Here is a 26,855-nt window from a genome sequence, read left to right as displayed (position 1 = left end):
ATGGAACTTCTCTCTAACTTATCCCTCGGTCTTGAAACAGCATTCACGGTCAACAACCTGCTGTTTTGCCTGATCGGTGTATTTCTGGGTACTGCCATTGGTGTACTGCCTGGCTTGGGCCCCACGGCAACCATTGCCATGCTGTTGCCTATCACCTTTGGTCTCCCGCCAGTGTCGTCCTTGATCATGTTGTCCGGCATTTATTACGGCGCGCAGTATGGGGGCTCCACCACGGCCATTCTGGTCAACTTGCCGGGGGAATCGTCGTCGGTGGTTACCGCACTGGATGGCTATCAAATGGCACGCCAGGGCAAGGCTGGTAAAGCGTTGGCTACCGCAGCAATTGGTTCTTTCGTGGCGGGTACATTTGCCACGGTCTTGCTGGCCCTGTTTGCTCCTCCCCTGGCCGATATTGCATTGCAGTTCGGTGCAGCTGAATACTTTTCCTTGATGGTTGTGGGTCTGGTTGCTTCGGTAGTTTTAGCCAGCGGTTCCCTGTTGCAGGCATTTGGCATGATTGTGCTGGGTTTGTTACTGGGCATGGCTGGTACCGATGTCAACTCAGGCCTGGAGCGGTACACCTTCGACACCCCTTACATGGCCGAAGGCATCAACTTCGTGATTCTGGCCATGGGCATGTTCGGTCTGGGTGAAATCATCAAGAACCTGGAGGAAGAGCATCTTCGTTCTGCCATGGTTTCCAAAGTTGAAGGCTTGATGCCCAGCAAGGAAGATTTCAAGCGCATGGCCTGGCCAATTATACGGGGCACAGGTCTTGGGTCTTTGTTGGGTATTTTGCCCGGCGGTGGCGCCATGCTGGCTTCGTTTGCCTCCTATTCCATCGAAAAGAAGATTTCGAAAACACCGGAACAGTTTGGCAAAGGTGCCATTGAAGGCGTAGCGGGTCCGGAGTCAGCCAACAATGCCGGTGCGCAAACCTCCTTCATTCCCTTGCTGACACTGGGTATTCCTTCCAACCCGGTCATGGCACTGATGATTGGCGCCATGATTATTCAGGGCATCACGCCAGGGCCTGCGGTCATGACCGAACAGCCTGCATTGTTCTGGGGCATCATCGTCTCGATGTGGATCGGTAACCTGTTCCTTGTTGTTTTGAACCTGCCCTTGATTGGTATCTGGGTCAAGATGATTTCGGTCCCTTACCATTACCTGTACCCGATGATTCTGGTTTTCTGCTGTATCGGTGTGTTCAGTCTGGGCAACAAGTTGTTTGATGTTTACCTGCTGGCCGGGTTTGGTGTGTTGGGTTACATTTTCTCAAAACTGAAATGTGAACCAGCCCCATTGCTGTTGGGTTTTATCCTGGGTCCCATGATGGAAGAGTACCTGCGCAGGGCCTTGCTGCTGTCGCGTGGAGACTTCTCCGTACTGGTTACCCGTCCAATCAGTGCAACCATGCTGGCTATCGCACTGATCGCCTTGATTGTGGTGTTTTTGCCTTCGATTCGTAAAAAGCGTGAAGAGGCCTTTCAGGAAGAGTAATCCGCTACCAAGCGTGTCCTGATGCAACACAAGGGCTGCCAGAACTTCGGTTTGGGCAGCCCTTTCACTTTTTTGTACTATCGCAGCAGTATGAATTGTGTTGCATTGTGTTGTATTATCTATGCAGCATTTCAGCAGCACTTGGACAGTACCCATGGACAGTCAGTTTCCCTCCGCACTTCACGAAGAATCGAACTTCGGGGACAGTAAATTGGACCCCAATCAGGTCGTGCCTCTTTATCACCAGATCTACCTGATTCTTCGCGAACGCATTATTGAGGGACACTACGACACCAAGCCCTTGCCAGGTGAGCTGGTGCTTGCAGAACAATTCAATGTGTCCCGGGTCACCATGCGTCGGGCCCTGCAAGACCTGGTGAAGGAAGGTTTGGTGGCAAGGGGCCGTGGCAAGGGTACTTTTGTCAAACCCCGCACTGAGTCACGCAATTCCTCCGTTGGCCAAAGCCAGTTGCTCAGTGCTTCTGCCATGCGTCTGCAAGCCAGTGGCGACTCTTCCGATCTCCAGCTGATCACCTCCAAACGCATTCTTCCTCCACCTGACATTGCAACCCTGCTGCATTTGCCCAGCGACGCCATTGTGGAAAAACTGATCCGTATTCGTCAGATTGAAGGACAGCCGGTTGCCCACCTGACCAGTTTCATACCGCAGGATTTGTCTGGCCGTATTTGTCGCAGGCGCTTGCGAGAATTTCCGATATTGGTTTTGCTGGAAGAGGCTGGGGTGAAAGTGGCCAAGGCTCGTCAAACCATCTCGGCGCGCCTGGCCGATGCATCGGTTGCCTATGCTTTGGGTGTACCCGTCGGCGCGCCCCTGTTGGCCATTTCACGCGTGGCTTACGATGAAAACGGCAGGCCGGTGCAGGTACTGAAAGGTTTGTATCGCCCCGACCGGTATGACTACCGGATCGAACTGTCGCGAAAACAGGCCAAGGGGCAAAGTTCCTGGCAGCACGTGAACGAGGTTGAGTTTGCGTTCGAGATGCACCAGCAGGACCTCAGTCACTTCTAGGCTCAAAGCGAGCAAGGCGACCAAAGCCATTTGGTCGCCGACCTGCTCAACTGTTCAAGAGCCTAATTCAATGGCTCCACAGGCCGTGAATTCCGGTTCTCGTCGACAGCCACATAAGTAATGTAGGCTTCGGTAACCTTGGCCACGTCATCTGGTTTCAAGCGGCGCTGTGCGAAAACTTCCACGTAAATCTGCATGGACGTTCGACCAACCTTCACCACTTCTGCATAGAAGCTGCACAAGTCACCGACAAACACCGGTTCCTTGAACACGAACTCATTCACAGCCACGGTCACAATCCTACCTTTGGCATGTGCGGTGGCAGGCACCGACCCAGCCAAGTCAACCTGCGCCATAATCCAGCCACCAAAAACGTCGCCTGATGCATTGGAATCACGGGGCATGGGGATCACACGAATGACCGGTTCACGGTCTACAGGTAGCAGGATTGGTTTGTCGGTGGTCATGTAGTCAGGTTCTTTTTATTGGATGAATGCTGGATTGTAACGCTGACCTTCTAGAGTCTGCATTTTATTCTAGGTGCCCGTTACCAATGCCTTCGCCTGAAAAGCGCGATAATGGCCCATTGTTGACTGGATCATAAGAGGAAATTATGGCTGTAGCTTGGGTGGCAGTATTGCAGATGGTGCCTTGGGGCGAGGTGATTAAAAATGCACCTAAAGTGGCAGACGGTGCAGTCAAGCTGTGGAACAGCGTATCCAGAAAAAAGTCGTCAGAATCAGGTCAAAGCAACACAACCGGCGTCGTGCTGGCCACCGACATCGGTGCAATTGGACGCCTTGAACACCAGTTGTTTGAGGCACAACAGGCCATCGTTGAGCTTCAAAGCCAGGTGGTTCAATCTGCCGAGGTCATCAAGGAACTGGCCAGCCAGAACACCCAGTTGGTTGCGCAAATCGAGGCCAATCGCAAAGCGGTTACCGTGCTGGGTGTGGTGGTTGTCTTGGCGGTATTGGGGGCTGTGGTTCAGGCCGTTATTCTGTTTGGGGCCTGAACCGGGCCCGTCCAAACTCGAATTCAAGCAGATTTTTTCCCGCCATGTTCGTCGTCCAGTGCGTCCTTGGCCATTTTGTCGATCACCGCGGGCACAAAGGGTTTCAGTTTCAGGCCCAAGCGACCTTTTGCCGTCATGACCCATTCGCGCTTGCGCTCGGCCATGGCGTCCACAATCTCGTTCACACATTGTTCAACGGTCATGGCCCCTTTTTCGCGCAGGCCCGATACGCCGGCACGTTCGCCATTCGGGTTCAGGCCGTTGCGGCGAATTTCCGTGTCCACCACCCCAGGAAAAATGGCGCACACATCCACGCCTGTGCCCATCAGTTCAATGCGCAAGGCTTCCATGAAACCGCTCATTGCGAACTTGCTGGTGCAATAGGTGGTGCGTGCAGGCACACCGGTTTTTCCAGCCAGGCTGGAAACACCGACAATCAGGCCTTTGGCTTTCTTGATATAGGGCAGGGCTTTGTGGGTAATCCAGACCATGCTCATCACATTCACGCGGAACAGGCGCTCAAATGTGCCCAGGTCGGTGATGTCCTCAAACCAGGCATGCATTGAAACACCTGCGTTGTTCACCACCATGTCAATGCCACCGAACACTTTCACCGATTCTTCCACCAGGTTTTCACACTGAGCCTGTTCGGTGACATCGCACGCCACGCAGTGAACTTGCCCGCCGGCAGCCTGCACCTGTTTGGCGACTTCCTGCAATTTGTCCATGCGCCTTGCAGCAAGAACCAGTTTGTTGCCGGGAGCCAGCTTGATGGCTAGCGCTGCGCCAATGCCCTCGGATGAACCCGTGATCACAATCACTTTGTCTTGAATACTTGTCATTTGAATTTGTCTCCTGCGTCGTGTTGGGCGAGGCGGGTGGTAGCATTCACCATCGCCTCATTTTTTTGTATCGAGAAGTATCGCATGCGCAGAACTGCACCGGTGGAATCCGCCCCGCCAAGATCCCGAAAACGAAGCGACTGGGGCACCATTGCCCAGCTTTTGCCTTACCTGTGGGAATACAAGTGGAGGGTGGTCTTTGCAATCGCCTGCCTGGTGCTGGCCAAGGTCGCCAACGTTGGCGTGCCCCTGTTGCTCAAGGAAATCATCGACACCTTGACCCCTTTGCTGCAAAGCAATGCCCTGTTGGCTGCTGCGTCAATGCCAGTGGCCTTGTTGGTGGCCTACGGCGCCTTGCGACTTTCCACGACCCTGTTTACCGAGCTGCGGGAACTGCTGTTTGCACGGGTCACCCAAAATGCAGTTAGGTCCATTGCCATTCAGGTGTTCGATTATTTGCATGCCCTGTCGTTGCGGTTTCACCTCAACCGTCAAACCGGGGGCGTCACCCGTGACATCGAACGCGGTTCACGTGCCATTTCAAGCTTGGTCAGCTACACCCTGTATAGCATCCTGCCCACACTGATTGAAATTGTTCTCGTGGTGGGCTACCTGTTTTTCAATTACGACATCTGGTTTTCAGTCATCACTGCAGTGGCGCTTTCGCTGTACATCTTTTTCACAGTCAAGATCACCGAATGGCGCCTGCATTTTCGCCGCACCATGAATGAACTCGATTCCAAGGCCAATGTGCGGTCGGTGGATTCCCTGATCAACTATGAAACAGTCAAGTATTTCGGTAACGAGGCTTTTGAATCCCAGCGTTACAACAAGAGCATGACTGCCTGGCAGGAAGCTGCCATACGTTCCCAGAAATCACTGACTCTGCTCAATACCGGGCAAAGTGCAATCATTGCACTTGCGGTCACTTTGGTGTTGTGGCGCGCCACAGCAGGTGTTCTCGATGGCAGCATGACCTTGGGCGACCTGGTGCTGGTCAATGCATTCATGATTCAGCTTTACATCCCCTTGAACTTCCTCGGTGTGATTTACCGCGAGATCAAGCAGAGCCTGGCTGACATCGAGCGCATGTTTGGGCTGATGGATGAGAATCTTGAAGTCAAAGACAAGCCCGATGCACCCGATTTGAAGGTAAATGGCGGGGCGATCGAGTTTCGCAACGTTGGTTTTGCCTATGACGAGCGGCGCCAAGTATTGAAAAATCTCTCTTTCTCGGTGCCTGCCGGGCACACTGTTGCGGTGGTCGGTCACAGCGGCGCCGGAAAATCAACGCTCTCCCGCCTGCTGTATCGTTTTTATGAGGTGGGCAGCGGCGCCATCCTGATTGACGGGCAAGACATTCGTGATGTTGCCCAGATCTCCCTTCGCAAAAATATCGGCATCGTTCCTCAGGACACTGTGCTGTTCAACGACAGCATCGCCTACAACATCGCCTACGGTCGGCCTGATGCCAGCCAGGATGAAATTGAAGCGGCTGCAAAAGCCGCGCACATCCATGAATTCATTCTCAGCCAACCGGATGGGTACCAAACCCAGGTTGGTGAGCGCGGTTTGAAGTTGTCCGGGGGAGAAAAACAGCGCGTGGCCATTGCACGAACCATCCTGAAAAATCCGGCAATCCTGATTTTTGATGAAGCCACTTCAGCACTCGACTCGCGCTCGGAACGGGCCATTCAGCAAGAGCTGCAAGCCTTGTCGCGCAACCGCACCACCTTGATCATCGCCCACCGTTTAAGCACGGTGGTTCATGCAAACCAGATTCTAGTGATGGGGCAGGGGGAAATTCTGGAAAGTGGCAGCCATGAATCACTACTTGACAAGAATGGTGAATACGCACGAATGTGGCTGATTCAACAGCACAGTCAACCGAACGCGTCTGCCCATGGAAACGAAATGGCTTGAAGACTTCATCACCCTGGCCCAAACCAAGAACTTTTCGAAAGCGGCCAACTTGAGATGCGTGACCCAGCCTGCTTTCTCGCGTCGAATTCAGGCGCTTGAGGGCTGGCTTGGCTGCGAGTTGATTGACCGGGGTTCATACCCCACGAGACTCAGCGCCCAGGGAGAAGTGTTTTATGAACAGGCCCTCGCCATGCTTGAGCAAATTCGCCAAGCCCGCACCATTGTGCGGGGCGGCAGCCTTCAAAGCCGACACCCGATCCGCTTGGTTGTACCTCATACGCTGGCTTGCAGCAAGGCCCCTTACTGGATCAGTACACTAAAGGCCAAGCTGGCCGATCGGTTACCCGATCTCAGTTTTCAATTGACTGCAAGCAACGTGCACGATGCAGTACTTTACTTCACCGACGGAGCAAGCGATTTTCTGGTGTGTTATCACCACAGTCGAGAGCCTATTGAGTTGGACCCGGGCAAATTCGAGTTTCGTCTTTTGGGCGTGGAGCGTTTTGCGCCTTACACGGCAAAAGATGCCTTCGGCAAGCCGCTTTATGCACTTGATCCCCTCGCACCATTGCCCGTGCCTTTTCTGTCCTATTCCAAGCACGCTTACTTGTCCAAGATGACTGACATGGCTTTTGAAGCAGGTCCGGTGTTTCTGAAAAAAACACTGTACGAAACCGATATGTCAGAAAGCCTGAAGTCCCTGTGCCAGGCTGGGCTAGGGGTGGCGTGGTTGCCGGAAAGTGCGGTGTCTGGTGATTCCGGTCTGTGTTGCATCACCGGACCTTACTTCATCGACATGGAAGTACGCCTGTACCGCCGCAGTCAACGCAACCGAGAGCTTAACGCTGGCAATGAGCAGGCCGATCTGGCTTGGCACTATTGGCCTGATTAGCTCGGTCGCCTACCCATCCAAGCACTACCCAATCAGGGGGTCTTTTGTGTATGCAAGAATTGCATGCTTTAATGCCAATTATGTATTGGAGGGAAATGCACCAAAGATTTAGCATGACCTTCATTCAAATTTCCATCAGGGGATCGCATGGTTAAGCAGCAGTCGGAACATCGCGTCGAAAAAGATCTTCTGGGTGAAAAGAAGATCCCCGCAGAGGCTTACTGGGGCGTTCACACCAGCCGGGCACTCGACAACTATCAAATCACCGGCTTCCCGCTTTACAACGCGCCTGAACTAATTAACGCGCTTGCCGCCGTCAAGTGGGCGGCAACCAAGGCCAATGCCGATCTGGATACAATCCCCCCCGAGTTGGCCAAAGCCATTACGCAGGCTTGCAAAGAAATCCGTACCGGCAAACTTCATGACCAGTTCGTGGTGGATGTCATTCAGGGTGGTGCCGGTACCTCGACCAACATGAATGCCAATGAAGTTATCGCCAACCGCGCCATTGAAATTCTGGGCGGAAAGAAGGGCGATTACAAGTTGGTTCACCCGATTGAACATGTCAATGCATCCCAAAGCACCAACGATGTTTACCCCACTGCAGTCAAAATCGGTTTGATCAATGCCATCACAGGTTTGTTGGCTGCCATGGAAGAGCTCGGCGAGGCATTTGGTGAAAAATCCTTTGAATTTCGCAAAATCCTGAAAATTGGTCGTACTCAGTTGCAAGATGCTGTACCTATGACCTTGGGGCAGGAATTTGCAACCTTCTCAGTCATGATTGGCGAAGATATCTTGCGCCTTCGTGAAGCCACCAGCCTGATTTCCGAAATCAACCTGGGTGCCACGGCCATTGGCACGGGCATCAACACCGATCCGGAATATGCATCCCGCGCGCGCCATTACCTTGAAGAAATAACCCAGTTGGGCCTGGTCACGGCCGCGGACCTTGTTGAAGCCACACAAGACACGGGTTCCTTTGTGCAGTTGTCGGGCGTACTGAAGCGCGTGGCCGTCAAATTGTCCAAGATGTGTAACGATTTGCGCCTGCTTTCGTCTGGTCCGCAAGCCGGCTTGAATGAAATCAATCTGCCCCCGCGTGCCGCAGGTTCGTCCATCATGCCAGGCAAGGTGAATCCGGTCATTCCTGAAGTGGTCAATCAGGTGGCCTTCGAGGTCATCGGAAACGACGTCACTGTGACCATGGCCGCCGAGGCAGGCCAACTCCAATTGAACGCCTTTGAACCCATTATTGCGTGGAGTTTGTTCAAAAGCATTTATCACCTGACAGCTGCTTGTAAAACCCTGACCAAGAATTGCGTATTAGGGATTACCGCAAATGAGTCACTTTTGCGTCAAAGGGTGGAGGAATCAGCCAGTCTGGCTACCTCCCTCAACCCTTACATAGGCTATGATCAAGCATCTGAGATCGCAAAAACTGCATTGAAAACCGGAAGGAAAGTTTCCGACCTTGTTCTTGAAAAGGGCTTACTGTCAGAGCAGCAGTTGAGTGAAATACTCAGACCCGAGGTTCTCACCCGTCCTCGGAGAATAAAACTCTAATACCGCCGCGCGGAAATTCGCGTTTCGGAGGGTGTTTGCACACTTCGTGCTTTAAATTTTTCATTCAAGGAGCAAAAATGAAAAGGAATCTTCTTGCAGCAGCGCTGGCCGTGGCCACTGTTGCCGTAGTGCAGCCCGCAGTTGCCCAAGACCTTACGGGTACTTTGAAAAAAATCTCCGACACAAAAACAATTGTGGTTGGATACCGTGAGTCGTCTGTTCCGTTTTCATACCTGGACAACAATCAGAAGCCGATTGGTTACCACATGGACCTGTGCAACAAAATTGTTGATGCGGTCAAAACCAAGCTGAAAATGCCTGACCTGAAAGTGGAAATGCAACCAGTTACTTCTGCAAACCGCATCCCCTTGCTTCAAAACGGCACAGTTGATATGGAATGTGGTTCAACGACCAACTCAGTCGCTCGCCAGGAACAAGTTTCTTTCGGCAACACTACCTTCGTGACTGGCGTGAAAGTAGTTGTCAAGAAAAACAGCGGCATCAAAAGCCTTGCTGATTTGGATGGACAGCCCATCGCCACTACATCGGGTACCACTTCCGTTCAGCTGATCAAGCAAAACGAGAAAGGTGCCAACATCAATTTCAAGGAAATTTACGGCAAAGACCATGCTGAAAGCTTCTTGTTGGTGGCCAATGACCGCGCAAAAGCTTTCGTGATGGACGACATTCTGATTGCTGGCTTGGTTGCGAACAGCAAGAATCCTGATGAATTCATGTTCCTGCCCGAAGTATTGCGCGTAGAGCCTTACGGCGTCATGGTTCGCAAGGGCGATGCACCTTTCAAGGCAGTTGTTGATGGAACGATCAACGGCCTGATCAAGTCCGGTGATGTGGAAAAAATGTATGCCAAGTGGTTCATGAACCCGATTCCTCCAAAGAACGTGAACCTGAATTTCCCGATGTCTGCTGAACTGAAGGCAGCGTTGGCGAACCCCAATGACCAAGGCGTGAAATAATACGACCTGGTTCGACACAGGCCGGCTAGCGTTTGCAAACGTATGCCGGCCTTTTCCTTGTATTGGCCGAGATTCGACTCGGGAGTATCTAAATGAATAGCGACCTGAATTGGCTGTTGTTTTTTCAGCCGATCGTGGAAGGTGAAACCCTGGTTTGGTGGGAAATGCTGTTTTCCGGCCTGCTTTGGACCCTTGCCACTTCTGCAGTTGCGGGCGTCATCGCCTTCTCTGTGGGTTCCCTGATGGGTGTGTTGCGCACCGCCTCGAACAAACCGTTGGCCTTCCTGGGCAATGCTTATGTTGAGATCTTTCGCAACATTCCACTGATCGTGCAATTTTTTCTCTGGTATTTTGTGGTTCCCGAATTCATCCCGGCTCTGAAAAGTTGGTCGATTGAACAAGATCCGACCTTTGTCCAGTTTCTGGCTGCTGTAGTTTGTCTTGGCCTGTTTACCGCTTCACGGGTGGCTGAACAGGTGAAATCGGGCATTCTTTCCCTTTCGCGCGGCCAGCGGGCTGCGGGCTACGCACTTGGACTGACTGAGGCGCAAACCTACCGGTTTGTACTTTTGCCGATGGCTTATCGCATCATCATCCCACCCATGACGTCCGAGTCCATGAACCTGATCAAGAACACATCGGTGGCTTTGACCATCGGCTTGACAGAGTTGACGTTCCGGACCCGTGAAATGGGTGAAGTCACATTTGCGTTTTTTGAAGCTTATATTGCTGCCACCGTGTTGTACGTGATTGTGGCGATGACCATGAACCGGGTGATGGCTTTGATTGAGCGACGTACAGCAGTGCCTGGCTTCATTGCGGGAGGCAAATAATGAACGATTTTGACTTCAGCGCAATTACGGGTTCTCTGCCTTATCTGCTGCAAGGCCTTGGCTACACCGTGCAACTGACGGTGGTGGCGTGTCTTGGGGGTATTTTCTTTGGTACCTTGCTGGCTTTGGCCCGTTTGTCGAGTATCAAACCCTTGGCCATGATCGCGGCGGGTTACGTGAACCTGATGCGGTCTATTCCCTTGATTCTGGTGATCTTCTGGTTCTATTTTCTGGTGCCGGTGGTTCTGCAGTCGGTCATGGGGTATGAGCGTCCGCCACAGGTTGGGCCAGACCGTTCGGCCTACATCACGTTCATCATGTTTGAAGCAGCATTTTTCTGCGAAATCATGCGGGCCGGTATTCAAAGTATTTCACGCGGCCAGGTTTCAGCTGCGCAAGCTTTGGGTTTGAACTATCGCCAGTCAATGTGGTTGATCATTCTGCCTCAAGCCTTCCGCAACATGTTGCCTGTGTTGTTGACCCAAACCATCATTTTGTTCCAGGACACATCCCTGGTGTATGTACTGTCAGTCACCGATTTCTTGGGCGCTGCGTCCAAAATCGCACAACGCGACAGCTCTCTGGTTGAGATGTACACCTTTGTGGCCCTGGTCTATCTGGCGATCTGTTTCAGCATGTCGATGCTGGTCAAGGCGCTTCAGAAGAAAACCCAAATTATTCGATAGCAGGAGAGCACTGTGATTGAAATCAGTAAAGTAAGTAAGTGGTACGGCAGTTTTCAGGTGCTCACCAATTGCACAACTTCGGTTAAAAAGGGCGAAGTTGTGGTGGTGTGTGGTCCATCAGGTTCTGGCAAGTCCACCTTGATCAAAACCGTCAACATGCTGGAGCCTTTTCAGGAAGGAACTATCACGGTGGACGGCGTCTCTGTTGGCGCCAAAGGCACTGACCTGCCCAAGTTGCGTTCGCGCGTCGGTATGGTGTTTCAGAACTTTGAGTTGTTCCCTCACCTCACCATTACAGAAAACCTGACCTTGGCCCAGATCAAGGTACTGGGCCGTTCCAAGGAAGAGGCCACAGCCAAGGGGCTTGGCCTGCTGGACCGCGTGGGCTTGAAAGCGCAAGCCGCCAAGTTCCCGGGGCAACTCTCCGGTGGACAGCAACAGCGTGTGGCCATTGCACGGGCCTTGTCCATGGATCCGATCTGCATGTTGTTCGACGAGCCGACTTCAGCCCTTGATCCAGAAATGGTGAATGAAGTGCTGGATGTAATGGTGGAACTCGCTCAGGAAGGCATGACCATGATGTGCGTGACCCATGAAATGGGCTTTGCACGTAAGGTGGCTGATCGGGTCATTTTCATGGACAAAGGCAACATTGTGGAAGACTGTACCAAGGAAGACTTCTTTGGTTCGCCGCGTTCTGAACGCGCGCAGTTGTTCCTGTCAAAAATCCTGGGTCACTGATCCGGCGTATCTTGCTGCCGGGGCGATCGCTCTGGCAGCTTCCTTCGTTGCTCGAACTCTCCACGATGAAGAATCCATGGGCCTGCTCCTTGGTCCGACCGCCTCGCCCAATTTGATTGTCGTCGCTGTGGCCGTTTCCATTCCCACCCGAAATGGATGCCGCAAGCGCAATGGCGCCTTGCGGAGCCGCTTCGCATCTAATCCATTTCAAGTGGGGAAACGGCGGGCGAGTCGTGACTATCGGCCAAAGACCGGCCCATGAATTCTTCTGGTTTCATCGCGTGCAACGCAGAAATGCCATCGACGCAAATCCTTGTGTGACCGCACCCGCAGCAGCTGGCATCCAGAGCAGAAGCCAGAGTCGCGACACCGCATGGCATGGCATGGCACAGCACAGCACGGCAAGGCACCGATCTGCGACAGGCTGTGGTTTGTGATTCAGAAAGGCCCCAACTTTGTCGACCCACTGCTTTGGGATGGGCTGCAAGCCCCCGGACGGACCTGTTTGAGCGCGAAGCGCGAGTTGGTCCTCCGGTTCCCAACGCAATGGGGCGACCCTTTACCTTTGGGCCTTTCAAGCAAACGGGGCCTGTTGCGGTTCGGTGCCCAAACCAGTGCAGTGCTAAATTCAGTGCAGTGCGATGGCGTGCCTCGCGCGGGGTTACTTCTCCCGCTGATTGCTCATCAACTCCCGCACTTTCGCGTACTTGATAAAACTGTTGAAACAGCCAATTGCAATGTGCACCAGGCCCGGCCATCCATCCAGAAATCCTTTGCGCGCAACATAAAACTTGATGAATCGAACCAGTGGCGACAAGGTCATTTTGCCCACACTGGGCCATTTGCCCCGCGCGGCAAGGGCTTGCGCTTGAATGCTGGTGTAGCGGTTCTGCTTCACCAAATAGCTGTCCAGGCTTTCTGCCGATTCATGCAAAAGGTCACCGTGGAGTTTTTCGAAGTGACGGCCAGCAGTCAGCAATTCAACTTTTTCGTGAACTGCGTCATCGCTCCAATTGGCAAGCTTGCGATTGAACAGGCGGCGAGAATAATCCGGGTACCCTTCACCGTGACGCAGATACCGACCCAGGAAAAAGTTGCAGCGTGGCATGTCGAAACCCGCCAGGTCGTCTGGCAACAAACCTTGTTCTGCCTGCAGCATCATGGCACGAATGCTTTGTTCCAGTTGCGGCGTCACTCGTTCATCCGCATCTAGACACAATACCCAGTCATGTCTGGCCTGCGCCACAGCGAACTGCTTTTGGGGCCCGAAACCAAGCCAGCTTTGTTGCACGACCCTGGCGCCCTGTCGCGTTGCAATCTCGACTGTGTTGTCGCTGCTGTTCGAATCGACAATCACAATGTCGTCGCAAAATTTCAGGCTTTTCAATGCTGCGTCAAGCTGACTGCCAGCGTTCAGCGTAATCAGCACTGCAGACAATGCGATTGGATTGTGTGGAGCAGAATTCAAATTTATTCTTCCTTGGCTGGGACTAATCGGATTGACCGAGCGCTTCTGCTTACAATGATGCGATTGCGACCAACTCAAGCGCTAGATGAAGCGTATCTTAATAGTTAAGACGACCTCGATGGGAGACGTCATTCACGCCTTGCCGGTTTTGAGTGACATTCGTGCCCACGACCCCTCTGTTCAAATTGACTGGATGGTTGAAGAGCCATTTGCAGACTTGGTGCGAGCCAGTCTGCTGGTCAATGAGGTAGTGCCTGTAAATTTGCGGAAATGGCGCAAACTGGGCATTCGCCACACTTGGCAACAGTGGAAAAGTCTTCAAGCCCGTTTGGCAGACCGTGAATATGACGCTGTCATTGACTTGCAGGGGTTGATTAAAAGTGCGTTGCTGGCTTGCGCAGCCAAGGGGCCACGCATGGGCCCAGGCTATTCCTACGCCAAAGAAGGGCTGGCCTGCCTGTTTTATAAAAAGCGCGCGGGTTGGGACCCCCAGGCCCATGCTGTGGAGCGCCTTCGCGAATTGGCCGCCGGGCTTTTGAATTATCGTTTGAATGGCAAACCGGTCTTCTACGATATTCGCCCACAAAAAGTGTTGCCGGTAATTCCGAAGGGTGCGGAAATCTGGTTTTTGCATGCCACGGCACGGGATGAAAAAAAATGGCCTCTTCTCCAGTGGCGTGAACTTGCACACCGCTTTTCTGACCTTGGCTACCAAATCAAGCTGCCTTGGGGCAGTGAGGCTGAACGTGTTCAAGCAGAAAAAATTGCCGCCGGCATTGCCCATGTGGAGGTATTGCCGGGCATGTCACTTGCCGAGCTTCGTTTGCGTCTTGGCCACGCGGGCCTTGTCATTGGTGTAGACACCGGGATCATGCATTTGGCGGCTGCACATTACCTGCCCATGGTGGCTTTGTTTTTTGCCACGCCCGCCTGGCGCTTTGCGCCCCGGTTCAATCCCCACGCCATCAGTCTGGGCGATGTGGGTCACCAGCCCTCGGTGGGTGAAGTGTTCGGGGCCGCCACGCGTTTGCTACGGGGGAATAAACTTTGAGTGTCTTTGCTCGCCTGTTTCTGGGAATTTACAGCCTTTGCCTGTTTGTACTACAGCCTGTGCTGGCGATTTACCTGTTCAAGCGAAGCCTCAAGCAGCCTGAATACAGACAGGCCTGGGGGCAGCGCTTCCTGGCCCGGTTGCCACATTTCTCACCTGTGCCTGCGGGGCAAAAACGGATCTGGGTGCATGCGGTGTCGGTGGGCGAGGCGCATGCCGTGTCTCCACTGGTCCATCACTGGGCCAAGGTGCATCCACAACACGAATGGGCTATTTCCTGTACCACGCCTACGGGTTTGGCTACCTGCAAGCAATTGTATGCCGGGTTGAACAACGTCCGTTTTTTCTATTTGCCTTATGACTTGCCTTGGCTGGTCAAAAAATGCGTCAGACAAGTGAAGGCCCATGCCTTGTGGATTGTAGAAACAGAAATTTGGCCCAATTTGCTGCTGGGGGCAGCCCGTCAAGGTATTCACACGGCCTTGCTCAATGCACGTGTTTCACCCACCACTGGAAAGCGTTTGGCGCAATTGCAGTTCATCAGCAGGCCTGTATTGCGCAGTTTGGGCACGCTGGTTTGCCAAACCGAAGCAGATGCAGCGGTGTTTGAAAACCTGGGCCGCAAACCAGATGCCATTTGTGGAAATCTGAAGTTCGATGTGGCTTTGAAACCCGAACTGGCAGCGATTGGGCGAAGCTGGCGTGCGTCGTTGCAGGCCGATCAAGTGTTGTTGTTCGCCAGCAGCAGGGATGGCGAAGAAGCCCTGTTGCTGGATGCGCTAAACCGGTGTCAGTTTTTCAAGCGCATGCCCAAGGCCAGTGTGTGGATCGTGCCGCGCCATCCTCAGCGTTTTGAAGAGGTGTTTGATCTGATGGCGGACGCAGCTACGCGCATGGGTGTGGCTCGGCCTGTGCGGCGCTCCGCGTCATTCAATGCAGGAAACAACGTGGCGCTGGCCGGGTTTGGGCAGGCGCGTTTGGTGTTGGGCGATTCCATGAGTGAAATGCCCGCTTACTACAATGTTGCAGACCTGGCGTTGCTGGGTGGTTCCTGGTTGCCTTTTGGCGGGCAGAATTTGATCGAAGCTTGCGCTTATGGCTGCCCGGTCTGGATGGGGCCTCACACATTCAACTTCTCAAAAGCTGCGCAAGATGCTTTGGCGGCGAATGCTGCGCGTCGTTTTGACAATTTGATTTCAGTTTGCGATGAATACCTTGCTGGCCATCAGGGTACTGACTTGGCCAAAAAAGCGGCTTTCGCTTATGCGAGGAGCCATCGCGGTGCAACTCAGCGAAGTTTTGATGTGTTGAATCGCGCAGTTTGATGCGCCAGCCTGAACTTGCTTTATGGCCATGTCAGCAGGCTGTTGACCTTTTTCAATGCGTCGATGTTCAATTGACCTGCCGCAGCTTGTAGCTCAAGCATGTTGATCAGGCAGGCATACTTCGCTTTCGACAAATCTCGTTGGGTGGCATTGAATTGCTGCTGGGCATTTAGTACATCCACATTGATCCGTATGCCCACCTCAAAGGCTGTTTTGTTGGATTGCAATGCCAGTCCGCTAGACGACATGGCCGTTTCAAGCGCCCGGACCTGGGCAAGGCTGCTTTGCACACCTAGAAAGGCAGCCTTTGCGTTTTGTGCGGCACTTCGTTCAGCAAAGTCCCGATTGTTCTGAGATTTTTCCAGCAGGGCTGCCTGCTGCCTCACTTTACTTTGCGTGCCGCCACCCGAGAAAATGGGCAGGTTCATGACCAACCCGATGGTGGTGCTGTCCACACCGATGTCAAATGGACGTCCGCTGGTGCCATCAAAAATTTGCTGCTCTGTTTCAACCATTTGGGCAGTTAAGTCCAGCGTGGGCAGGTGACCGTACCTGGCTTTGTTGACTTCTGCCTTTGCTACACCGTGGGCCAGCTTTATTTGCTGGGCCTGTAAATTGTTTTCGCGGGCTTGTGCGGCCCATTGGTCAGGGCTGTTGGGGCTTGGTGTATCCAATTGGATTTCAGGTTTCAATTGGGATAGCTTTTGAACGGGCTTACCCACCATGGTTTCCAGCTGAAGCTGTCGAACCGCCAATTGGTTTGTTGCGGCAAGTTCCTGAGCCACTGTCAAATCAAACCGTGCCTGTGCTTCCTGCTGGTCGGTAATTGTGGTGCTGCCCACTTCAAAATTGGCTTTGGCGAAAGCCAATTGTTCGGTAATTGCGGTTTTCAAAAGTTGCAAGTTGTCCAGTTCATCTTGAGCAGACAACAAGTCAAAGTAGGCTTTGGACAACCGCAAAATCAAATCCTGCTCGGCCTGCTTGAAAGCGAGTTTGGCAATTTCACCAATCAGTTGGCTTTGTTTGTGACTCTCCCAGGCCTGAGGACGAAAAATCGCCTGGTTCAGTGTCAGGCTGTAGGTGCCGGGGTTTCTGCTGGCGTCCACTGACATGCCAAATGCATCGTAAGTGTTTTCCTGTTTTTCAATCCGGGCGCCAAGGTTTACGTTGGGCAGCAAGGCCGATCGACTTTGATTTTCTGTCTCAAGATCGGCTTGCAATTGCGAGGCGGCTGCCAGATATTGCGCATCGTGCTGCCGGGCCAAGGCAAAGAGTGCTGACAGGTTTTCAGTGGCAGGTGTTTGCGCAAAACCTGTTCGCCCCAGCAAGCACAGACAGACAAGAAACACGACTTTCAATCCAGATGCACCTGACTGCTGCTTGGTGGTGTTGCTTGGGGTGGGCATTGAATTGATGTCCTGGATTAATAGGTGGGGCAGCTTGGATCTACGGTACACGACCAGTCATGAATGCCGCCGCGCAAGTTGTAGAGCCGGGAAAATCCGAGGCTTTTGAGGTAGAGCGCTACCTGCTGACTGCGAATGCCGTGGTGACAGATGCACACCAACTCGGTTTCCGGATCCAGAGTTTTGGCCCTGTCCATGATTTCACCCATCGGAATTGAAAGACTGCCAGGCAGCTTGCAGATTTCGAATTCCCAGTTTTCGCGGACATCCAGCAACAGCGGTTGTTGCTTGTCGGGGCTACCCAGCCAATCGGACAAATCGGCGGCGCTGATTTGCGCGATAGGCTGGGACATTTGTGCCTATTCCTTAGAATACGAATTCACTGGCTTTGGGAGCGTTGGTCAACACCTTGGTCATGGTTTCGAACAGGGGTGTTGTGATCAGTTGTCCTTCTTTGGACTTGCGGGCCAAGACCAGTTGCATGGCCGGGGCCTTGCCAACCACAGCCATAAGGCGGCCCAGGGGGTTCAAGGCACCCAACAGCGATGCAGGCATGATGGATGAGGCGCCGGACAGCACGATGGCGTCAAATTGCCCCAAACCTGCTGCGAGTTCAAAGCCACAACCTTCAAGTACTTTCACACGGGTGATTCCATTCTTTTTCAGGTTGGCACGCGCCAATTCCGCGATGCTGCCATTCAACTCAACCGTGGTCACGTGCGCACATTGCTGAACCATCAGTGCGGCCATGTATCCAGTACCTGTGCCGATTTCGAGCACTTTATCCTGACTTCCAAGTTCGAGCTCCTGCAGAATGCGCGCTTCCATTTTAGGGCTGAACATGGTTTCGCCAGTGTCCCTGCCGTTGATGCGGATGGGCAGGTCGCAGTCAGTAAATGCCAGTTTTTCCAAGCCAGAGCACACAAAATTTTCGCGTTTAACCACTTCCAGCAAATCAAGCACGTCCTGATTCAGCACATTCCATGGGCGGATTTGCTGTTCGATCATGTTGAAGCGGGCTTTTTCGAAGTCCATGGCGGGTTCTCGCGGGGTGGTCAATAGATAACTTTCTATTTTAGCAAATTTTAAGCGAGTCGCGCTGAATGTCCTGTGACATGTTGCTGGCAAGTCAAGCCGCCAAGCACCATCTGGATGTGAGCTTCAATGTAGCGCATTGGGTTGGTGTCAATGCCGCAGCAGGTGTCCATGGTTCGTTTCCACAAACCAAGTGTCACCAGCGGCGCGCACAGCACCTGGGCCGCATATTGGGTGTCAATGTCTGAAAATTCGCCTCGCGATATGCCGCGTTTCAGGATGGATTCAAGATAATCCCACCAAGGGCGAACCACTTCGCTGTAAAAAAACCGGGCCAGTTCGGGAAAAGCGTTGGCTTCCGAGAGCACAATTTTGGTGATGCTGCTCAACTTGGTTGAACCATACTTGAGCCACCAAAGGTGGATTGCTTCGCGGATCAGGACGGCTGAGCTTTTATCAGGTTCGAGCAGGCCCTTGGCCTCCTCGACAATTGGGGATACGTGCTCCTTGACCACAGCTTTCAGCAGTTCTTCCTTGTTAGAGTAGTACAGGTAAACAGTACCTTTGCTGACACCCGCGCTTTTGGCCACGTCTTCGAGGCGAGCCCCAGCGAACCCTTTCTCGCTGAAAATGGTCAGGGCGGCGTCGAGCAGTTCTTGCGGCCTCTCCTGTTTGCGCCGCGTCCACCGGGGTTGTGCATTTGCCAAGCATTGCTTCATTGGAGTACTTCTTTTTTAGGGTGCTTGATTGCACTATAGTGGTTCATTCTTCACCGAGTCAACGTACTGCGCCCAATTCGATGCTGGTTGGGTTGTAGAATATGTCGGTTTGGTAAATCTTGGAATTTCGGAGAATTCAGCATGTCAATGGCCGATCGCGATGGCTTTATCTGGTTTGACGGCAAACTTGTGCCGTGGCGTGAAGCGCAAATTCACGTGCTTACACACAGTTTGCATTATGGCCTGTCCGTGTTTGAAGGCGAGCGTGCCTACAAAACCGACAAGGGCCCAGCTATTTTCCGCTTGAAAGAGCACACCGACCGTTTGTTCAATTCGGCCCACATTTATCGCATGCACATGCCGTATACCCGTGAACAAATCATGGAAGCCTGCTGTGAAGTGGTGCGTGCAAACAAACTGGATTCTTGCTACATCCGTCCAATCGCTTTTTATGGCTCTGAAAAAATGGGTGTTTCGCCCAAGGGCGCAGCCACACATGTTGCAATTGCTGCATGGCCTTGGGGCGCCTATCTGGGTGAAGAAGGTCTGCAAAAAGGCATTCGAGTCAAAACATCTTCCTACGCCCGCCATCATGTGAACGTGACCATGGCGCGTGCCAAGTTTGCGGCCACTTACGCCAATTCCATTCTGGCCAATACTGAAGCGGTTCAAGATGGCTACGATGAAGCCTTGCTGCTGGACGTAGATGGTTTTGTGGCTGAAGGCGCAGGCGAGAACGTGTTCGTGATCAAAGACGGCTGCATTTACGAGCCTGAAATTGCATCAGCCCTGGTGGGTATTACCCGTTCAACCATTATTTCTCTGGCCCGTGAAATGGGCCTGGAAGTGGTGAGCAAGCGCCTGACCCGCGACGACATCTACATCGCGGACGAGTGCTTCTTTACTGGTACTGCTGCTGAAGTGACGCCTGTGCGTGAACTGGACAACCGTACCATTGGCGCAGGTACACGCGGCCCGATCACCGAAGAATTGCAGAAGCGTTATTTCGACGTGGTGTATGGTCGCAATGACAAATACGAACACTGGCTGACCAGGGTATAAGAATCATGATCAGTGACAAAAAAGCAAAACATGAAACCGTTCAGCTTGATGGCGACCAGTTGCCTGCATTTTGTCCCAACCCGGCCATGCCGGTGTGGAACACACACCCCAAGGTGTACTTGGACGTAACAAAAACAGGCAAGGCAGCCTGTCCGTATTGCGGCACGGTATATACGCTGAAGCCCGGTGCGAAAGTACACGCACATTGATGCGGCAAGTGTGTTGACGGCAGCATGAAAATTTTGATTGTTGCTCCAAACTGGATTGGCGATGCGGTGATGAGCCTGTCGCTGATTCAGGCCTTGCACCAGAACAAATCCCTTTTCGGTTCCGATGGTCAGCCTTGTGAAATTCATGTGCTGGCCCCTCCCGTCACCGCACCGGTTTACCAGTTCAGCCACACAGTGCACGCGGTGCATGTAGAGCCCTTTGCCCATGGGCAGTTGCAGTGGAGTTTGCGGCGCAAGGCTGCGAAGGGTTTAAAAAATCAGAAATTTGACCAGGCCGTGGTGTTGCCCAACTCCCTGAAGTCCGCTCTGTTGCCTTGGCTTGCGCGTATTCCCAAGCGAATTGGATACGACGGTGAATTGCGTACAGCCGTACTCACCCACCCCTTGCCCAAACCGGCCAAAACGAACAAGCCTCCCATGATTGAATGGTATGGACGCCTGGGTGGGGTTCTGCCTGACGCGCTGGCGTATCCGGAATTGCAGGTCGATCCCGGCATGGCCACGACTACATTGGAACAGTTCAGTTTGTCGGCAGGTTTTCTTGCTTTGGCTCCTGGTGCAGAGTTTGGTCCTGCCAAACGCTGGCCCGCCGACCATTTTGCGCAAGTGGCAGCTGCGTTTCTTGAACAAAATCAGACCCAACACGCGGTGTTGTTTGGCGGGCCGAAAGACCAGGCTTTCTGCGGTGAAATTTTGGCACTGCTGCCGCAGCCCTTGCGCAGCCGTGCTGTCAGCCTGGCTGGCTCAACGAGCCTTGCGCAGGCGGTGGCCTTGATGTCAGCGGCTAGCCAGTTGGTGACCAATGATTCAGGCTTGATGCATGTGGCAGCCGCCTTGAATGTTCAGGTGCATGCGGTATTCGGTTCCAGCAGCCCACACCACACCCCCCCTTTGAACAAGGCGGCCAAAGTCTATTACCTGAGCCTGGAATGCAGCCCCTGTTTTCAGCGTGAATGCCCCCTCGGGCATACCGATTGCCTGAAAAAGCTGACCCCCAAAATGGTGGCGGATCAGTTGGTGCCAGCCCCGCGCGGGGTATGATCTAGCAAGTCCACTACCGACGCAATTTGGCATTACCATGCGTGATTACATCCTGACCATTTCTTGCCCGGATACCACGGGCATTGTGTACAACGTCAGCAAGTTCTTGTTTGACCAACAGTGCAATATTATCGATTCAGCCCAGTTTGGCGACGAGTCGACCAACCTGTTTTTTCTGCGGGTTCACTTTTCATTGCCAGTTGAAAGCGCACTCAATGAAATGGATCTGCAAGCCAATTTTGCAACAGTGGCTGCGCCTTTCGGCATGAAGTACCAGTTTTTCGATGCCAGTGTGAAACCCCGAGTATTGCTGATGGTTTCAAAGTTCGGCCACTGCCTGAATGACCTGTTGTTCCGCTGGAAAAGCGGGCAATTGCCGTGTGAAATACCGGCGATTGTCTCGAACCATCAGGACTTTGCGCTGCTTGCTGCTTCCTATGGTGTACCGTTTTATCATCTGCCGGTCAAGCCCGATGCCAAGGAATTGCAGGAAACCCAGATTCGCCAGATTGTTGAGAATGAAAAGATCGATCTCATGGTGCTCGCCCGGTACATGCAAATTTTGTCACCCGCGCTTTGCCGTGATCTGTTGGGCAGGGTGATCAACATTCACCACAGTTTTCTGCCCAGCTTTAAAGGGGCCAAGCCGTATCAGCAAGCATTCGATCGAGGCGTAAAGTTGATTGGTGCGACTGCGCATTACGTGACTTCTGATCTGGATGAAGGCCCGATCATTGAGCAGGATGTCGCCCGTGTTGATCACTCGCTGACGCCCGAGGAACTCACCGCCCGTGGTCGCGATACGGAATGCATGGTACTGGCCCGCGCCGTGAAATGGCATTGTGAGCACCGCGTGGTCTTGAATGGCCACAAAACGGTGGTGTTTCAGTGAAAGCATCAACCCTGAGGGTTGTGTGTAACGCCTTGTATTTTTTTGGAGTGTGTTGAGTGTCCCGAACCAAAGTTATTCATTCCTCACCCCAAGACATTGAACAAGCCTTCTATGAGGCGCTGGAAGCAGCCGATCTGGAGGCCTTGATGGATCTGTGGGCCGACGACGAGCACGTAGTATGTATTCACCCAGGCGGGCCTCGGGTGGAGGGTTATCACGATGTTCGCGATTCCTGGAAAGAGATTCTCTCGGCCGGGGCTTTGCAAATTCGTGTGGTGCCCGTGCATCGTGTTGAAGGAGTGATGGTGTCGGTTCACAACCTTGTTGAGCAGGTCATGATGAGCAGTTCCCGGGGCGAACCCCATGTGGTTCAGGTCAATGCAACCAATGTGTATCACAAGGGGCCCAATGGCTGGAAGATTGTGATGCACCATGCCAGCCCGGCAATGGACACAGAAGAACTGGCCGAGGACGATCTGTCTGAATTTGATCCTCAGCCCACCTTGCATTAAAAAGCGTCACCCCATATGTTGTACCGTTCTCCTTGGTGGCTCCCTGAAGGGCATTCGCAAACCATTCTCGCTGCACGGTGGGCCAGCAAGCCCGCGATGCAGTATCACCGTGTGCGCTGGACCACCCCCGACCACGATTTCATTGACCTTGATTTCACTGAATCCCCTGAGGTGGCCGCGCGCCACCACAGCCTGTGGGTGCTTTTTCATGGCCTGGAGGGCTGTTCCCGAAGCCATTACAGCCTGGCCGTGATGAACCAGGCCCGAGCCGCAGGTGCCTTGGGTGTGGTGGTGCATTTTCGGGGATGCTCTGGCGAAAACAATTTGAATCCACGCGCCTATCATTCCGGTGATTCAACCGAGATGGACTGGATACTGCGGCGTTTGCGTGAAAGCTTTCCGGCGGTGGATAGCATGCATGTCACCGGCGTGTCGCTGGGTGGCAATGTGTTGCTGAAATGGCTGGGTGAGCAACAGGAAGCGGCCCGCGAAGTGATTAGTTCCGCCGTGTCAGTTAGTGCACCAGTGGATTTGCTTGCTGGGGCCAATTCGCTGGCCAAAGGCTTTAACCGGGTGTACACCCGAATGTTTTTGAATACCCTGATTCCCAAATCAATTGAGAAAATCAGGCGTTTTCCGCAATTGGGCAATGCGGACGACATCGCGCGTTGCAAGGACTTCTTCGACTTTGACAACCGGGTTACTGCGCCCTGGCATGGCTTTCGGGACGCAGAACATTATTACGCTGTGTCCTCCGCCAAGCCCTTGTTGAAGCAGATTGCGGTGCCCACCCTGATGATTCACGCAAAAAATGACCCGTTCATGGGGGGGCAATATTTGCCAGCGGCAAACGAGGTGTCGAATCAGGTCACTTGCCGGTTCACGGAGCATGGTGGCCATGTGGGCTTTGCCAATGGCAGCCCCAGAATGCGTTTGGGGCTGGACTGGCTGCCCCGACAGTGCGATTCTTTCTTTGCACAACACAACGGAGCAAGAGGTGGATGATCTCGTTGAAAAAGCATTGGCGCGTTGGCCCAATGTGCCGGCAATTGCCGGTTGGTTGAAGCTGAACCAGCAAGGCGACTGGTTGTTGACTGGCCCGGTGCCAGAAGGGTTGACGATCAGCCACCCGCGCATTCTGAACTTCATGGCCCGCAACTATGGCTGCGAGCCGGACGGCCGTTACTATTTCCAGAACGGTCCCCAAAAAGCCTATGTTCACCTGGCTTACACGCCTTGGGTGTATCGCATTCATCCACTGGAATCCGGTGAATTGATGCTGAGTACCCACACTGGCCTGCTCGACTGGCCCAAAGCCATGTATCAGGATGAACAGGGCAGGGTGTTGATTCAAGGCGAGCAGGGTATTGGCCTGCTGCACAGCAGTGACATGGAATTGCTGGCTGCGGGCTTGCAGGAAAAAGACACCCAGCTGAGTCACCACGCTGTCTGGGCCATACCGGAGGTTGATCCCGACACCTTGATTGCCACGCGAACGCGCCTGCGCAAAGGCAAAAGCACCCCAACGGGACGACGCGAATGTGTCTTTGAGATGCAAGGTATTCAATCCAGCCAAGTGGCTGCACGTTTCAACTTTGAACCAAATCCCGAGATCAACAAGCCGGAATCAATCCAGTGAAAACCATTCAGAACCAGCGGGGTGCTTCAGCCACCGCATTGCTTGCCTTCGTGCTTTTTGTGGCACTGCTGTATGTGTTGTACAACCAGTCCAGCATTGAAAGCCTGTTCACCAGCCGTCCCGAGAACGTGACGCCACGCGTGGTTGAGGCGCGCGGTGACTTGGCTGCCGGTGAGAAAAGTGTGGTTCAACTGTTTGAAGTGTCCAAGGCCTCAGTGGCGTATATTTTTACTGAAAGCGTACAGGGGCAACTCTTCTTTCGGCGTGTGGCGGAGGGAACCGGGTCTGGTTTTATCTGGGACGACGCAGGGCACATTGTGACCAATGCCCACGTAGTACAGGGTGCAAGTCGAATCCGCGTGCAACTCGATGATTCCGAGCCATTGCCTGCGCGCCTCGTTGGCATTGCGCCATCCTATGATTTGGCGGTCATTCGTTTGGTGAACAAGCCGGCCAATCTTCGCCCCATCCCGGTGGGCACTTCAGGCGACCTGTTGGTGGGGCAATCCGTGTTTGCCATTGGCAACCCATTCGGTTTGTCCAAAACGCTGACTGCAGGCATTGTGAGCGCCTTGGGTCGTACCTTGCCAGTCAGCAATGGCCGTGAAATTCCGGATGTCATTCAAACCGATGCGGCGATCAACCCGGGTAATTCGGGTGGGCCGCTGCTTGATTCTGCCGGCCGGTTGATTGGTGTAAATACTGCGATTTTGTCGCAAAGCGGCAGCTCTGCAGGGGTGGGTTTTGCTATACCGGTTGACCTGGTCAACCAGATTGTTCCGCAACTCATTGAGCGCGGTACATTGCCACGCCCAGGCATTGGTATCTCGGTGGCCGATGAGTCACTTGCCCGCCGCCTGGGTATTCGGGGTATTGCAGTGATGGGTGTAGAGCCGGGCTCACCCGCTTCAGAAGTCGGCTTGATGCCTTTTGATTTGCAGGCCGGTGTAGTTGGCGACATCATCATCGCAGTGGACCGCAAGCCTGTGGCCAACGTCCTGCAATTGTCCAAAGCACTTGAAGCCATTGGTGTGGGCGGTACAGCCAATTTGCTGGTGATGCGGGGTGACGACACTCGCGAATTGACGGTTCGAATTGCCGACCTGGAAACGCGTCAATGAGCGATGGCGCCCTGACCGCAGATTTAAGTCGCCGCTTCGGCGGGCTGGATCGCCTTTACGGCGAAGGAGCGTACGCGTATTTGAATACACAGGTCCACGCCATGGTGGTGGGCGTGGGGGGCGTGGGTTCGTGGGCTGCCGAGGCGCTGGCACGCAGTGGCGTAGGTCGAATCACACTTGTTGACCTGGATCACGTGGCGGAAAGCAACATCAACCGCCAGATTCAGGCCTGCGATGCCACCCTGGGGCAGGAGAAGATCAAGGCCCTGACCAACCACATTCACAGTTATTTCCCGAGTTGTGAAGTGACCCTGGTGGATGCATTTCTTGAGCCGGAAAATGCACAGGACCTGTTGACCAGATTTGCGCAATCGAACGCCGCATACAAAGTACTATTGGATTGTTGCGACAATGTGCGTGCCAAAGTGGCCATGGTCAACTGGGCCAAACGGTTGGGCATTTCAGTAGTGCTGTCGGGCAGCGCTGGTGGCAAAAGCAAACCCTGGCTGGTTCAGCCAGCGGATTTGCGCGATACCACCAATGATCCTCTTTTGGCCAAGGTGCGTTACACCCTTCGGCGAGAGCACGGCTACAGCAAAGACCCCAAAAAGAAATTGGGCGTCTCCGTCTTTTATTCTGCCGAGCAGGTCACTCGAAGTAACGCGTGTGAACCTTCGGCAGGGCTGAACTGTGCGGGTTATGGCTCGGTGGTTACCGTGACGGCCACCATGGGCATGCAAATGGCCGCATGGGCCATTTCACAAGCCATTTCACAGAACATTCAGGCAGGTTTAAAGCCTAGCGTTTGAACAAATCCGCGAAAAGATCTTCAGCCTTTTCAACCTTGGGTGCAACCACATAGGCGCAATAAGGTTGCATGGGGTTGTTCTCGAAGTATTCCTGGTGGTATTTCTCGGCCGGAAAGTAATTGATCAGTGGTGATATCTCGGTGACAACCTTGTCTCGGAAAATTTTCCTTTTTTCAAGGTCTTCCACAAAGGCCAAGGCAGTGTCACGTTGCTCGTCGGTGTGGAAAAAAATCACTGACCGATATTGCGTACCAATGTCATTGCCTTGGCGATTCAGCGTGGTAGGGTCGTGAATGGCGAAAAATACAGCGAGAATTTTTCTAAATGAAATGACATTGGGGTCAAAGTGAAGGCGGACGACTTCTGCATGTCCGGTTTTGCCACCACATATCTTGTCGTAGTTGGGGTTTGGGTCTGAACCTCCGCTGTAACCCGACTCACAAAGTTCAATTCCCTTGAGTTGGCGAAAGACAGCCTCAGTGCACCAGAAACAACCTCCACCCAAGGTTGCCTGTTCAATATTGCTCGACATAAATC

29 protein-coding genes are annotated in these 26,855 nt (G+C 53.3%); 21 read left to right on the top strand and 8 right to left on the bottom strand.

Annotation, left to right across the window (positions count from 1 at the left end):
- Positions 1–1,503, top strand: coding sequence for a tripartite tricarboxylate transporter permease (locus RGQ30_RS13715; protein ID WP_130557684.1), 1,503 nt, complete (start codon positions 1–3; stop codon positions 1,501–1,503).
- 154 nt (positions 1,504–1,657) lie between these two features.
- A complete protein-coding gene (locus RGQ30_RS13710; RefSeq protein WP_298216965.1) occupies positions 1,658–2,533 on the top strand; it encodes a GntR family transcriptional regulator in 876 nt (291 codons plus the stop codon).
- A 62-nt stretch (positions 2,534–2,595) separates the two neighbouring features.
- Here RGQ30_RS13710 and RGQ30_RS13705 read toward each other — a convergent pair whose 3' ends face one another.
- A complete protein-coding gene (locus RGQ30_RS13705; RefSeq protein WP_338284511.1) occupies positions 2,596–3,000 on the bottom strand; it encodes an acyl-CoA thioesterase in 405 nt (134 codons plus the stop codon).
- Positions 3,001–3,146: 146 nt separating this feature from the next.
- Between RGQ30_RS13705 and RGQ30_RS13700 the strand changes: the two genes are divergently transcribed.
- Positions 3,147–3,548, top strand: coding sequence for a hypothetical protein (locus RGQ30_RS13700; RefSeq protein WP_130557686.1), 402 nt, complete (start codon positions 3,147–3,149; stop codon positions 3,546–3,548).
- Between the two features lie 23 nt (positions 3,549–3,571).
- On the opposite strand, the gene RGQ30_RS13695 is transcribed toward RGQ30_RS13700, so the two are convergent.
- Positions 3,572–4,390 (bottom strand): SDR family oxidoreductase, encoded by an 819-nt coding sequence (locus tag RGQ30_RS13695; protein WP_130557687.1) that lies wholly within the window; start codon positions 4,388–4,390, stop codon positions 3,572–3,574.
- Positions 4,391–4,474: 84 nt separating this feature from the next.
- On the opposite strand from RGQ30_RS13695, the gene RGQ30_RS13690 reads away from it, so the two are divergent.
- The 7 genes from RGQ30_RS13690 to RGQ30_RS13660 all read left to right on the top strand — a co-directional run bounded on the left by RGQ30_RS13690 (position 4,475) and on the right by RGQ30_RS13660 (position 12,008).
- Positions 4,475–6,313, top strand: a complete 1,839-nt coding sequence (locus RGQ30_RS13690) for an ABCB family ABC transporter ATP-binding protein/permease (RefSeq protein ID WP_130557688.1) — start codon at positions 4,475–4,477, stop codon at positions 6,311–6,313.
- On the top strand, positions 6,294–7,205 hold the full coding sequence (locus RGQ30_RS13685) for a LysR substrate-binding domain-containing protein (RefSeq protein ID WP_130557689.1): 912 nt from the start codon (positions 6,294–6,296) through the stop codon (positions 7,203–7,205). The genes RGQ30_RS13690 and RGQ30_RS13685 overlap by 20 nt, the downstream gene beginning before the upstream one ends.
- Before the next feature lie 147 nt (positions 7,206–7,352).
- Positions 7,353–8,771, top strand: a complete 1,419-nt coding sequence (aspA, locus tag RGQ30_RS13680) for an aspartate ammonia-lyase (RefSeq protein WP_130557690.1) — start codon at positions 7,353–7,355, stop codon at positions 8,769–8,771.
- Between the two features lie 77 nt (positions 8,772–8,848).
- Positions 8,849–9,748, top strand: a complete 900-nt coding sequence (locus RGQ30_RS13675) for a transporter substrate-binding domain-containing protein (protein ID WP_130557691.1) — start codon at positions 8,849–8,851, stop codon at positions 9,746–9,748.
- 92 nt (positions 9,749–9,840) lie between these two features.
- Complete coding sequence (locus tag RGQ30_RS13670; RefSeq protein ID WP_130557692.1) at positions 9,841–10,581, top strand: amino acid ABC transporter permease; 741 nt, start codon at positions 9,841–9,843, stop codon at positions 10,579–10,581.
- Positions 10,581–11,267 carry an amino acid ABC transporter permease gene (locus RGQ30_RS13665; protein WP_130557693.1) on the top strand — a complete coding sequence of 229 codons (687 nt, stop codon included), beginning with the start codon at positions 10,581–10,583 and terminating at the stop codon, positions 11,265–11,267. Before RGQ30_RS13670 ends, RGQ30_RS13665 begins: the two co-directional genes overlap by 1 nt.
- A 12-nt stretch (positions 11,268–11,279) precedes the next feature.
- Positions 11,280–12,008 (top strand): amino acid ABC transporter ATP-binding protein, encoded by a 729-nt coding sequence (locus RGQ30_RS13660; protein ID WP_130557694.1) that lies wholly within the window; start codon positions 11,280–11,282, stop codon positions 12,006–12,008.
- A gap of 661 nt (positions 12,009–12,669) precedes the next feature.
- On the opposite strand, the gene RGQ30_RS13655 is transcribed toward RGQ30_RS13660, so the two are convergent.
- The gene (locus tag RGQ30_RS13655; RefSeq protein WP_130557695.1) at positions 12,670–13,476 is read right to left on the bottom strand and encodes a glycosyltransferase family 2 protein; all 807 of its coding nucleotides are present in this window, start codon (positions 13,474–13,476) and stop codon (positions 12,670–12,672) included.
- Between the two features lie 85 nt (positions 13,477–13,561).
- Here RGQ30_RS13655 and waaC point away from each other — a divergent pair, with 85 nt between their 5' ends.
- Both waaC and RGQ30_RS13645 read left to right on the top strand, forming a co-directional pair.
- Positions 13,562–14,527: a lipopolysaccharide heptosyltransferase I gene (gene waaC / locus RGQ30_RS13650; protein ID WP_130557696.1), complete on the top strand. Its 966-nt coding sequence runs from the start codon at positions 13,562–13,564 to the stop codon at positions 14,525–14,527.
- Positions 14,524–15,852 carry a 3-deoxy-D-manno-octulosonic acid transferase gene (locus RGQ30_RS13645; RefSeq protein ID WP_130557697.1) on the top strand — a complete coding sequence of 443 codons (1,329 nt, stop codon included), beginning with the start codon at positions 14,524–14,526 and terminating at the stop codon, positions 15,850–15,852. The genes waaC and RGQ30_RS13645 overlap by 4 nt, the downstream gene beginning before the upstream one ends.
- A gap of 20 nt (positions 15,853–15,872) precedes the next feature.
- On the opposite strand, the gene RGQ30_RS13640 is transcribed toward RGQ30_RS13645, so the two are convergent.
- The 4 genes from RGQ30_RS13640 to RGQ30_RS13625 are packed head-to-tail and all read right to left on the bottom strand — an operon-like array spanning position 15,873 to position 19,012.
- Positions 15,873–17,258: a TolC family outer membrane protein gene (locus RGQ30_RS13640; protein WP_130557698.1), complete on the bottom strand. Its 1,386-nt coding sequence runs from the start codon at positions 17,256–17,258 to the stop codon at positions 15,873–15,875.
- 17 nt (positions 17,259–17,275) lie between these two features.
- The gene (locus RGQ30_RS13635) at positions 17,276–17,611 is read right to left on the bottom strand and encodes a rhodanese-like domain-containing protein (protein WP_420915145.1); all 336 of its coding nucleotides are present in this window, start codon (positions 17,609–17,611) and stop codon (positions 17,276–17,278) included.
- 13 nt (positions 17,612–17,624) lie between these two features.
- Entirely contained in the window at positions 17,625–18,317 is a 693-nt protein-coding gene (locus tag RGQ30_RS13630; protein WP_298216941.1) for a protein-L-isoaspartate O-methyltransferase family protein, read from the bottom strand.
- Between the two features lie 26 nt (positions 18,318–18,343).
- A complete protein-coding gene (locus RGQ30_RS13625; protein WP_130557700.1) occupies positions 18,344–19,012 on the bottom strand; it encodes a TetR/AcrR family transcriptional regulator in 669 nt (222 codons plus the stop codon).
- Positions 19,013–19,153: 141 nt separating this feature from the next.
- Between RGQ30_RS13625 and RGQ30_RS13620 the strand changes: the two genes are divergently transcribed.
- From RGQ30_RS13620 to RGQ30_RS13580, 9 genes are read left to right on the top strand one after another with little or no spacing between them, the layout of a single operon-like run.
- Positions 19,154–20,074: a branched-chain amino acid transaminase gene (locus RGQ30_RS13620; protein WP_130557701.1), complete on the top strand. Its 921-nt coding sequence runs from the start codon at positions 19,154–19,156 to the stop codon at positions 20,072–20,074.
- A 5-nt stretch (positions 20,075–20,079) separates the two neighbouring features.
- On the top strand, positions 20,080–20,283 hold the full coding sequence (locus RGQ30_RS13615; RefSeq protein WP_130557702.1) for a zinc-finger domain-containing protein: 204 nt from the start codon (positions 20,080–20,082) through the stop codon (positions 20,281–20,283).
- 24 nt (positions 20,284–20,307) lie between these two features.
- The gene (waaF, locus tag RGQ30_RS13610; protein WP_130557703.1) at positions 20,308–21,345 is read left to right on the top strand and encodes a lipopolysaccharide heptosyltransferase II; all 1,038 of its coding nucleotides are present in this window, start codon (positions 20,308–20,310) and stop codon (positions 21,343–21,345) included.
- A 37-nt stretch (positions 21,346–21,382) separates the two neighbouring features.
- Positions 21,383–22,237, top strand: coding sequence for a formyltetrahydrofolate deformylase (gene purU, locus RGQ30_RS13605; RefSeq protein WP_130557704.1), 855 nt, complete (start codon positions 21,383–21,385; stop codon positions 22,235–22,237).
- A 56-nt stretch (positions 22,238–22,293) separates the two neighbouring features.
- Positions 22,294–22,749: a YybH family protein gene (locus RGQ30_RS13600; RefSeq protein WP_130557705.1), complete on the top strand. Its 456-nt coding sequence runs from the start codon at positions 22,294–22,296 to the stop codon at positions 22,747–22,749.
- A gap of 15 nt (positions 22,750–22,764) precedes the next feature.
- Complete coding sequence (locus RGQ30_RS13595; RefSeq protein WP_130557706.1) at positions 22,765–23,754, top strand: hydrolase; 990 nt, start codon at positions 22,765–22,767, stop codon at positions 23,752–23,754.
- Positions 23,747–24,388 (top strand): DUF2946 family protein, encoded by a 642-nt coding sequence (locus tag RGQ30_RS13590; protein WP_298216929.1) that lies wholly within the window; start codon positions 23,747–23,749, stop codon positions 24,386–24,388. Before RGQ30_RS13595 ends, RGQ30_RS13590 begins: the two co-directional genes overlap by 8 nt.
- Positions 24,385–25,509, top strand: coding sequence for a S1C family serine protease (locus tag RGQ30_RS13585; protein WP_130557708.1), 1,125 nt, complete (start codon positions 24,385–24,387; stop codon positions 25,507–25,509). Before RGQ30_RS13590 ends, RGQ30_RS13585 begins: the two co-directional genes overlap by 4 nt.
- Positions 25,506–26,318, top strand: a complete 813-nt coding sequence (locus RGQ30_RS13580) for a tRNA threonylcarbamoyladenosine dehydratase (RefSeq protein WP_130557709.1) — start codon at positions 25,506–25,508, stop codon at positions 26,316–26,318. The genes RGQ30_RS13585 and RGQ30_RS13580 overlap by 4 nt, the downstream gene beginning before the upstream one ends.
- On the opposite strand, the gene msrA is transcribed toward RGQ30_RS13580, so the two are convergent.
- Positions 26,308–26,850: a peptide-methionine (S)-S-oxide reductase MsrA gene (gene msrA / locus RGQ30_RS13575; protein WP_130557710.1), complete on the bottom strand. Its 543-nt coding sequence runs from the start codon at positions 26,848–26,850 to the stop codon at positions 26,308–26,310. The genes RGQ30_RS13580 and msrA overlap by 11 nt on opposite strands.
- Between the last annotated feature and the right edge of the window lie 5 nt (positions 26,851–26,855).

Origin of the sequence: Limnobacter thiooxidans (assembly GCF_036323495.1) — a bacterium.
In the GTDB taxonomy this organism is placed as follows: domain Bacteria; phylum Pseudomonadota; class Gammaproteobacteria; order Burkholderiales; family Burkholderiaceae_B; genus Limnobacter; species Limnobacter thiooxidans.
This window is presented reverse-complemented; position numbering and strand designations above follow the sequence as displayed.

What these genes read in the sequence shown, in the direction of transcription:
- msrA (WP_130557710.1), bottom strand. Translation starts at nt 26,850, where the DNA reads ATGTCGAGCAATATTGAACAGGCAACCTTGGGTGGAGGTTGTTTCTGG.
- RGQ30_RS13580 (WP_130557709.1), top strand. Translation starts at nt 25,506, where the DNA reads ATGAGCGATGGCGCCCTGACCGCAGATTTAAGTCGCCGCTTCGGCGGG.
- RGQ30_RS13685 (WP_130557689.1), top strand. Translation starts at nt 6,294, where the DNA reads ATGGAAACGAAATGGCTTGAAGACTTCATCACCCTGGCCCAAACCAAG.
- RGQ30_RS13640 (WP_130557698.1), bottom strand. Translation starts at nt 17,258, where the DNA reads ATGCCCACCCCAAGCAACACCACCAAGCAGCAGTCAGGTGCATCTGGA.
- RGQ30_RS13675 (WP_130557691.1), top strand. Translation starts at nt 8,849, where the DNA reads ATGAAAAGGAATCTTCTTGCAGCAGCGCTGGCCGTGGCCACTGTTGCC.
- RGQ30_RS13635 (WP_420915145.1), bottom strand. Translation starts at nt 17,611, where the DNA reads ATGTCCCAGCCTATCGCGCAAATCAGCGCCGCCGATTTGTCCGATTGG.
- RGQ30_RS13710 (WP_298216965.1), top strand. Translation starts at nt 1,658, where the DNA reads ATGGACAGTCAGTTTCCCTCCGCACTTCACGAAGAATCGAACTTCGGG.
- RGQ30_RS13665 (WP_130557693.1), top strand. Translation starts at nt 10,581, where the DNA reads ATGAACGATTTTGACTTCAGCGCAATTACGGGTTCTCTGCCTTATCTG.
- RGQ30_RS13620 (WP_130557701.1), top strand. Translation starts at nt 19,154, where the DNA reads ATGTCAATGGCCGATCGCGATGGCTTTATCTGGTTTGACGGCAAACTT.
- aspA (WP_130557690.1), top strand. Translation starts at nt 7,353, where the DNA reads ATGGTTAAGCAGCAGTCGGAACATCGCGTCGAAAAAGATCTTCTGGGT.
- RGQ30_RS13625 (WP_130557700.1), bottom strand. Translation starts at nt 19,012, where the DNA reads ATGAAGCAATGCTTGGCAAATGCACAACCCCGGTGGACGCGGCGCAAA.
- RGQ30_RS13595 (WP_130557706.1), top strand. Translation starts at nt 22,765, where the DNA reads ATGTTGTACCGTTCTCCTTGGTGGCTCCCTGAAGGGCATTCGCAAACC.
- RGQ30_RS13615 (WP_130557702.1), top strand. Translation starts at nt 20,080, where the DNA reads ATGATCAGTGACAAAAAAGCAAAACATGAAACCGTTCAGCTTGATGGC.
- purU (WP_130557704.1), top strand. Translation starts at nt 21,383, where the DNA reads ATGCGTGATTACATCCTGACCATTTCTTGCCCGGATACCACGGGCATT.
- RGQ30_RS13695 (WP_130557687.1), bottom strand. Translation starts at nt 4,390, where the DNA reads ATGACAAGTATTCAAGACAAAGTGATTGTGATCACGGGTTCATCCGAG.
- RGQ30_RS13705 (WP_338284511.1), bottom strand. Translation starts at nt 3,000, where the DNA reads ATGACCACCGACAAACCAATCCTGCTACCTGTAGACCGTGAACCGGTC.
- RGQ30_RS13715 (WP_130557684.1), top strand. Translation starts at nt 1, where the DNA reads ATGGAACTTCTCTCTAACTTATCCCTCGGTCTTGAAACAGCATTCACG.
- RGQ30_RS13670 (WP_130557692.1), top strand. Translation starts at nt 9,841, where the DNA reads ATGAATAGCGACCTGAATTGGCTGTTGTTTTTTCAGCCGATCGTGGAA.
- RGQ30_RS13690 (WP_130557688.1), top strand. Translation starts at nt 4,475, where the DNA reads ATGCGCAGAACTGCACCGGTGGAATCCGCCCCGCCAAGATCCCGAAAA.
- waaC (WP_130557696.1), top strand. Translation starts at nt 13,562, where the DNA reads ATGAAGCGTATCTTAATAGTTAAGACGACCTCGATGGGAGACGTCATT.
- RGQ30_RS13700 (WP_130557686.1), top strand. Translation starts at nt 3,147, where the DNA reads ATGGCTGTAGCTTGGGTGGCAGTATTGCAGATGGTGCCTTGGGGCGAG.
- waaF (WP_130557703.1), top strand. Translation starts at nt 20,308, where the DNA reads ATGAAAATTTTGATTGTTGCTCCAAACTGGATTGGCGATGCGGTGATG.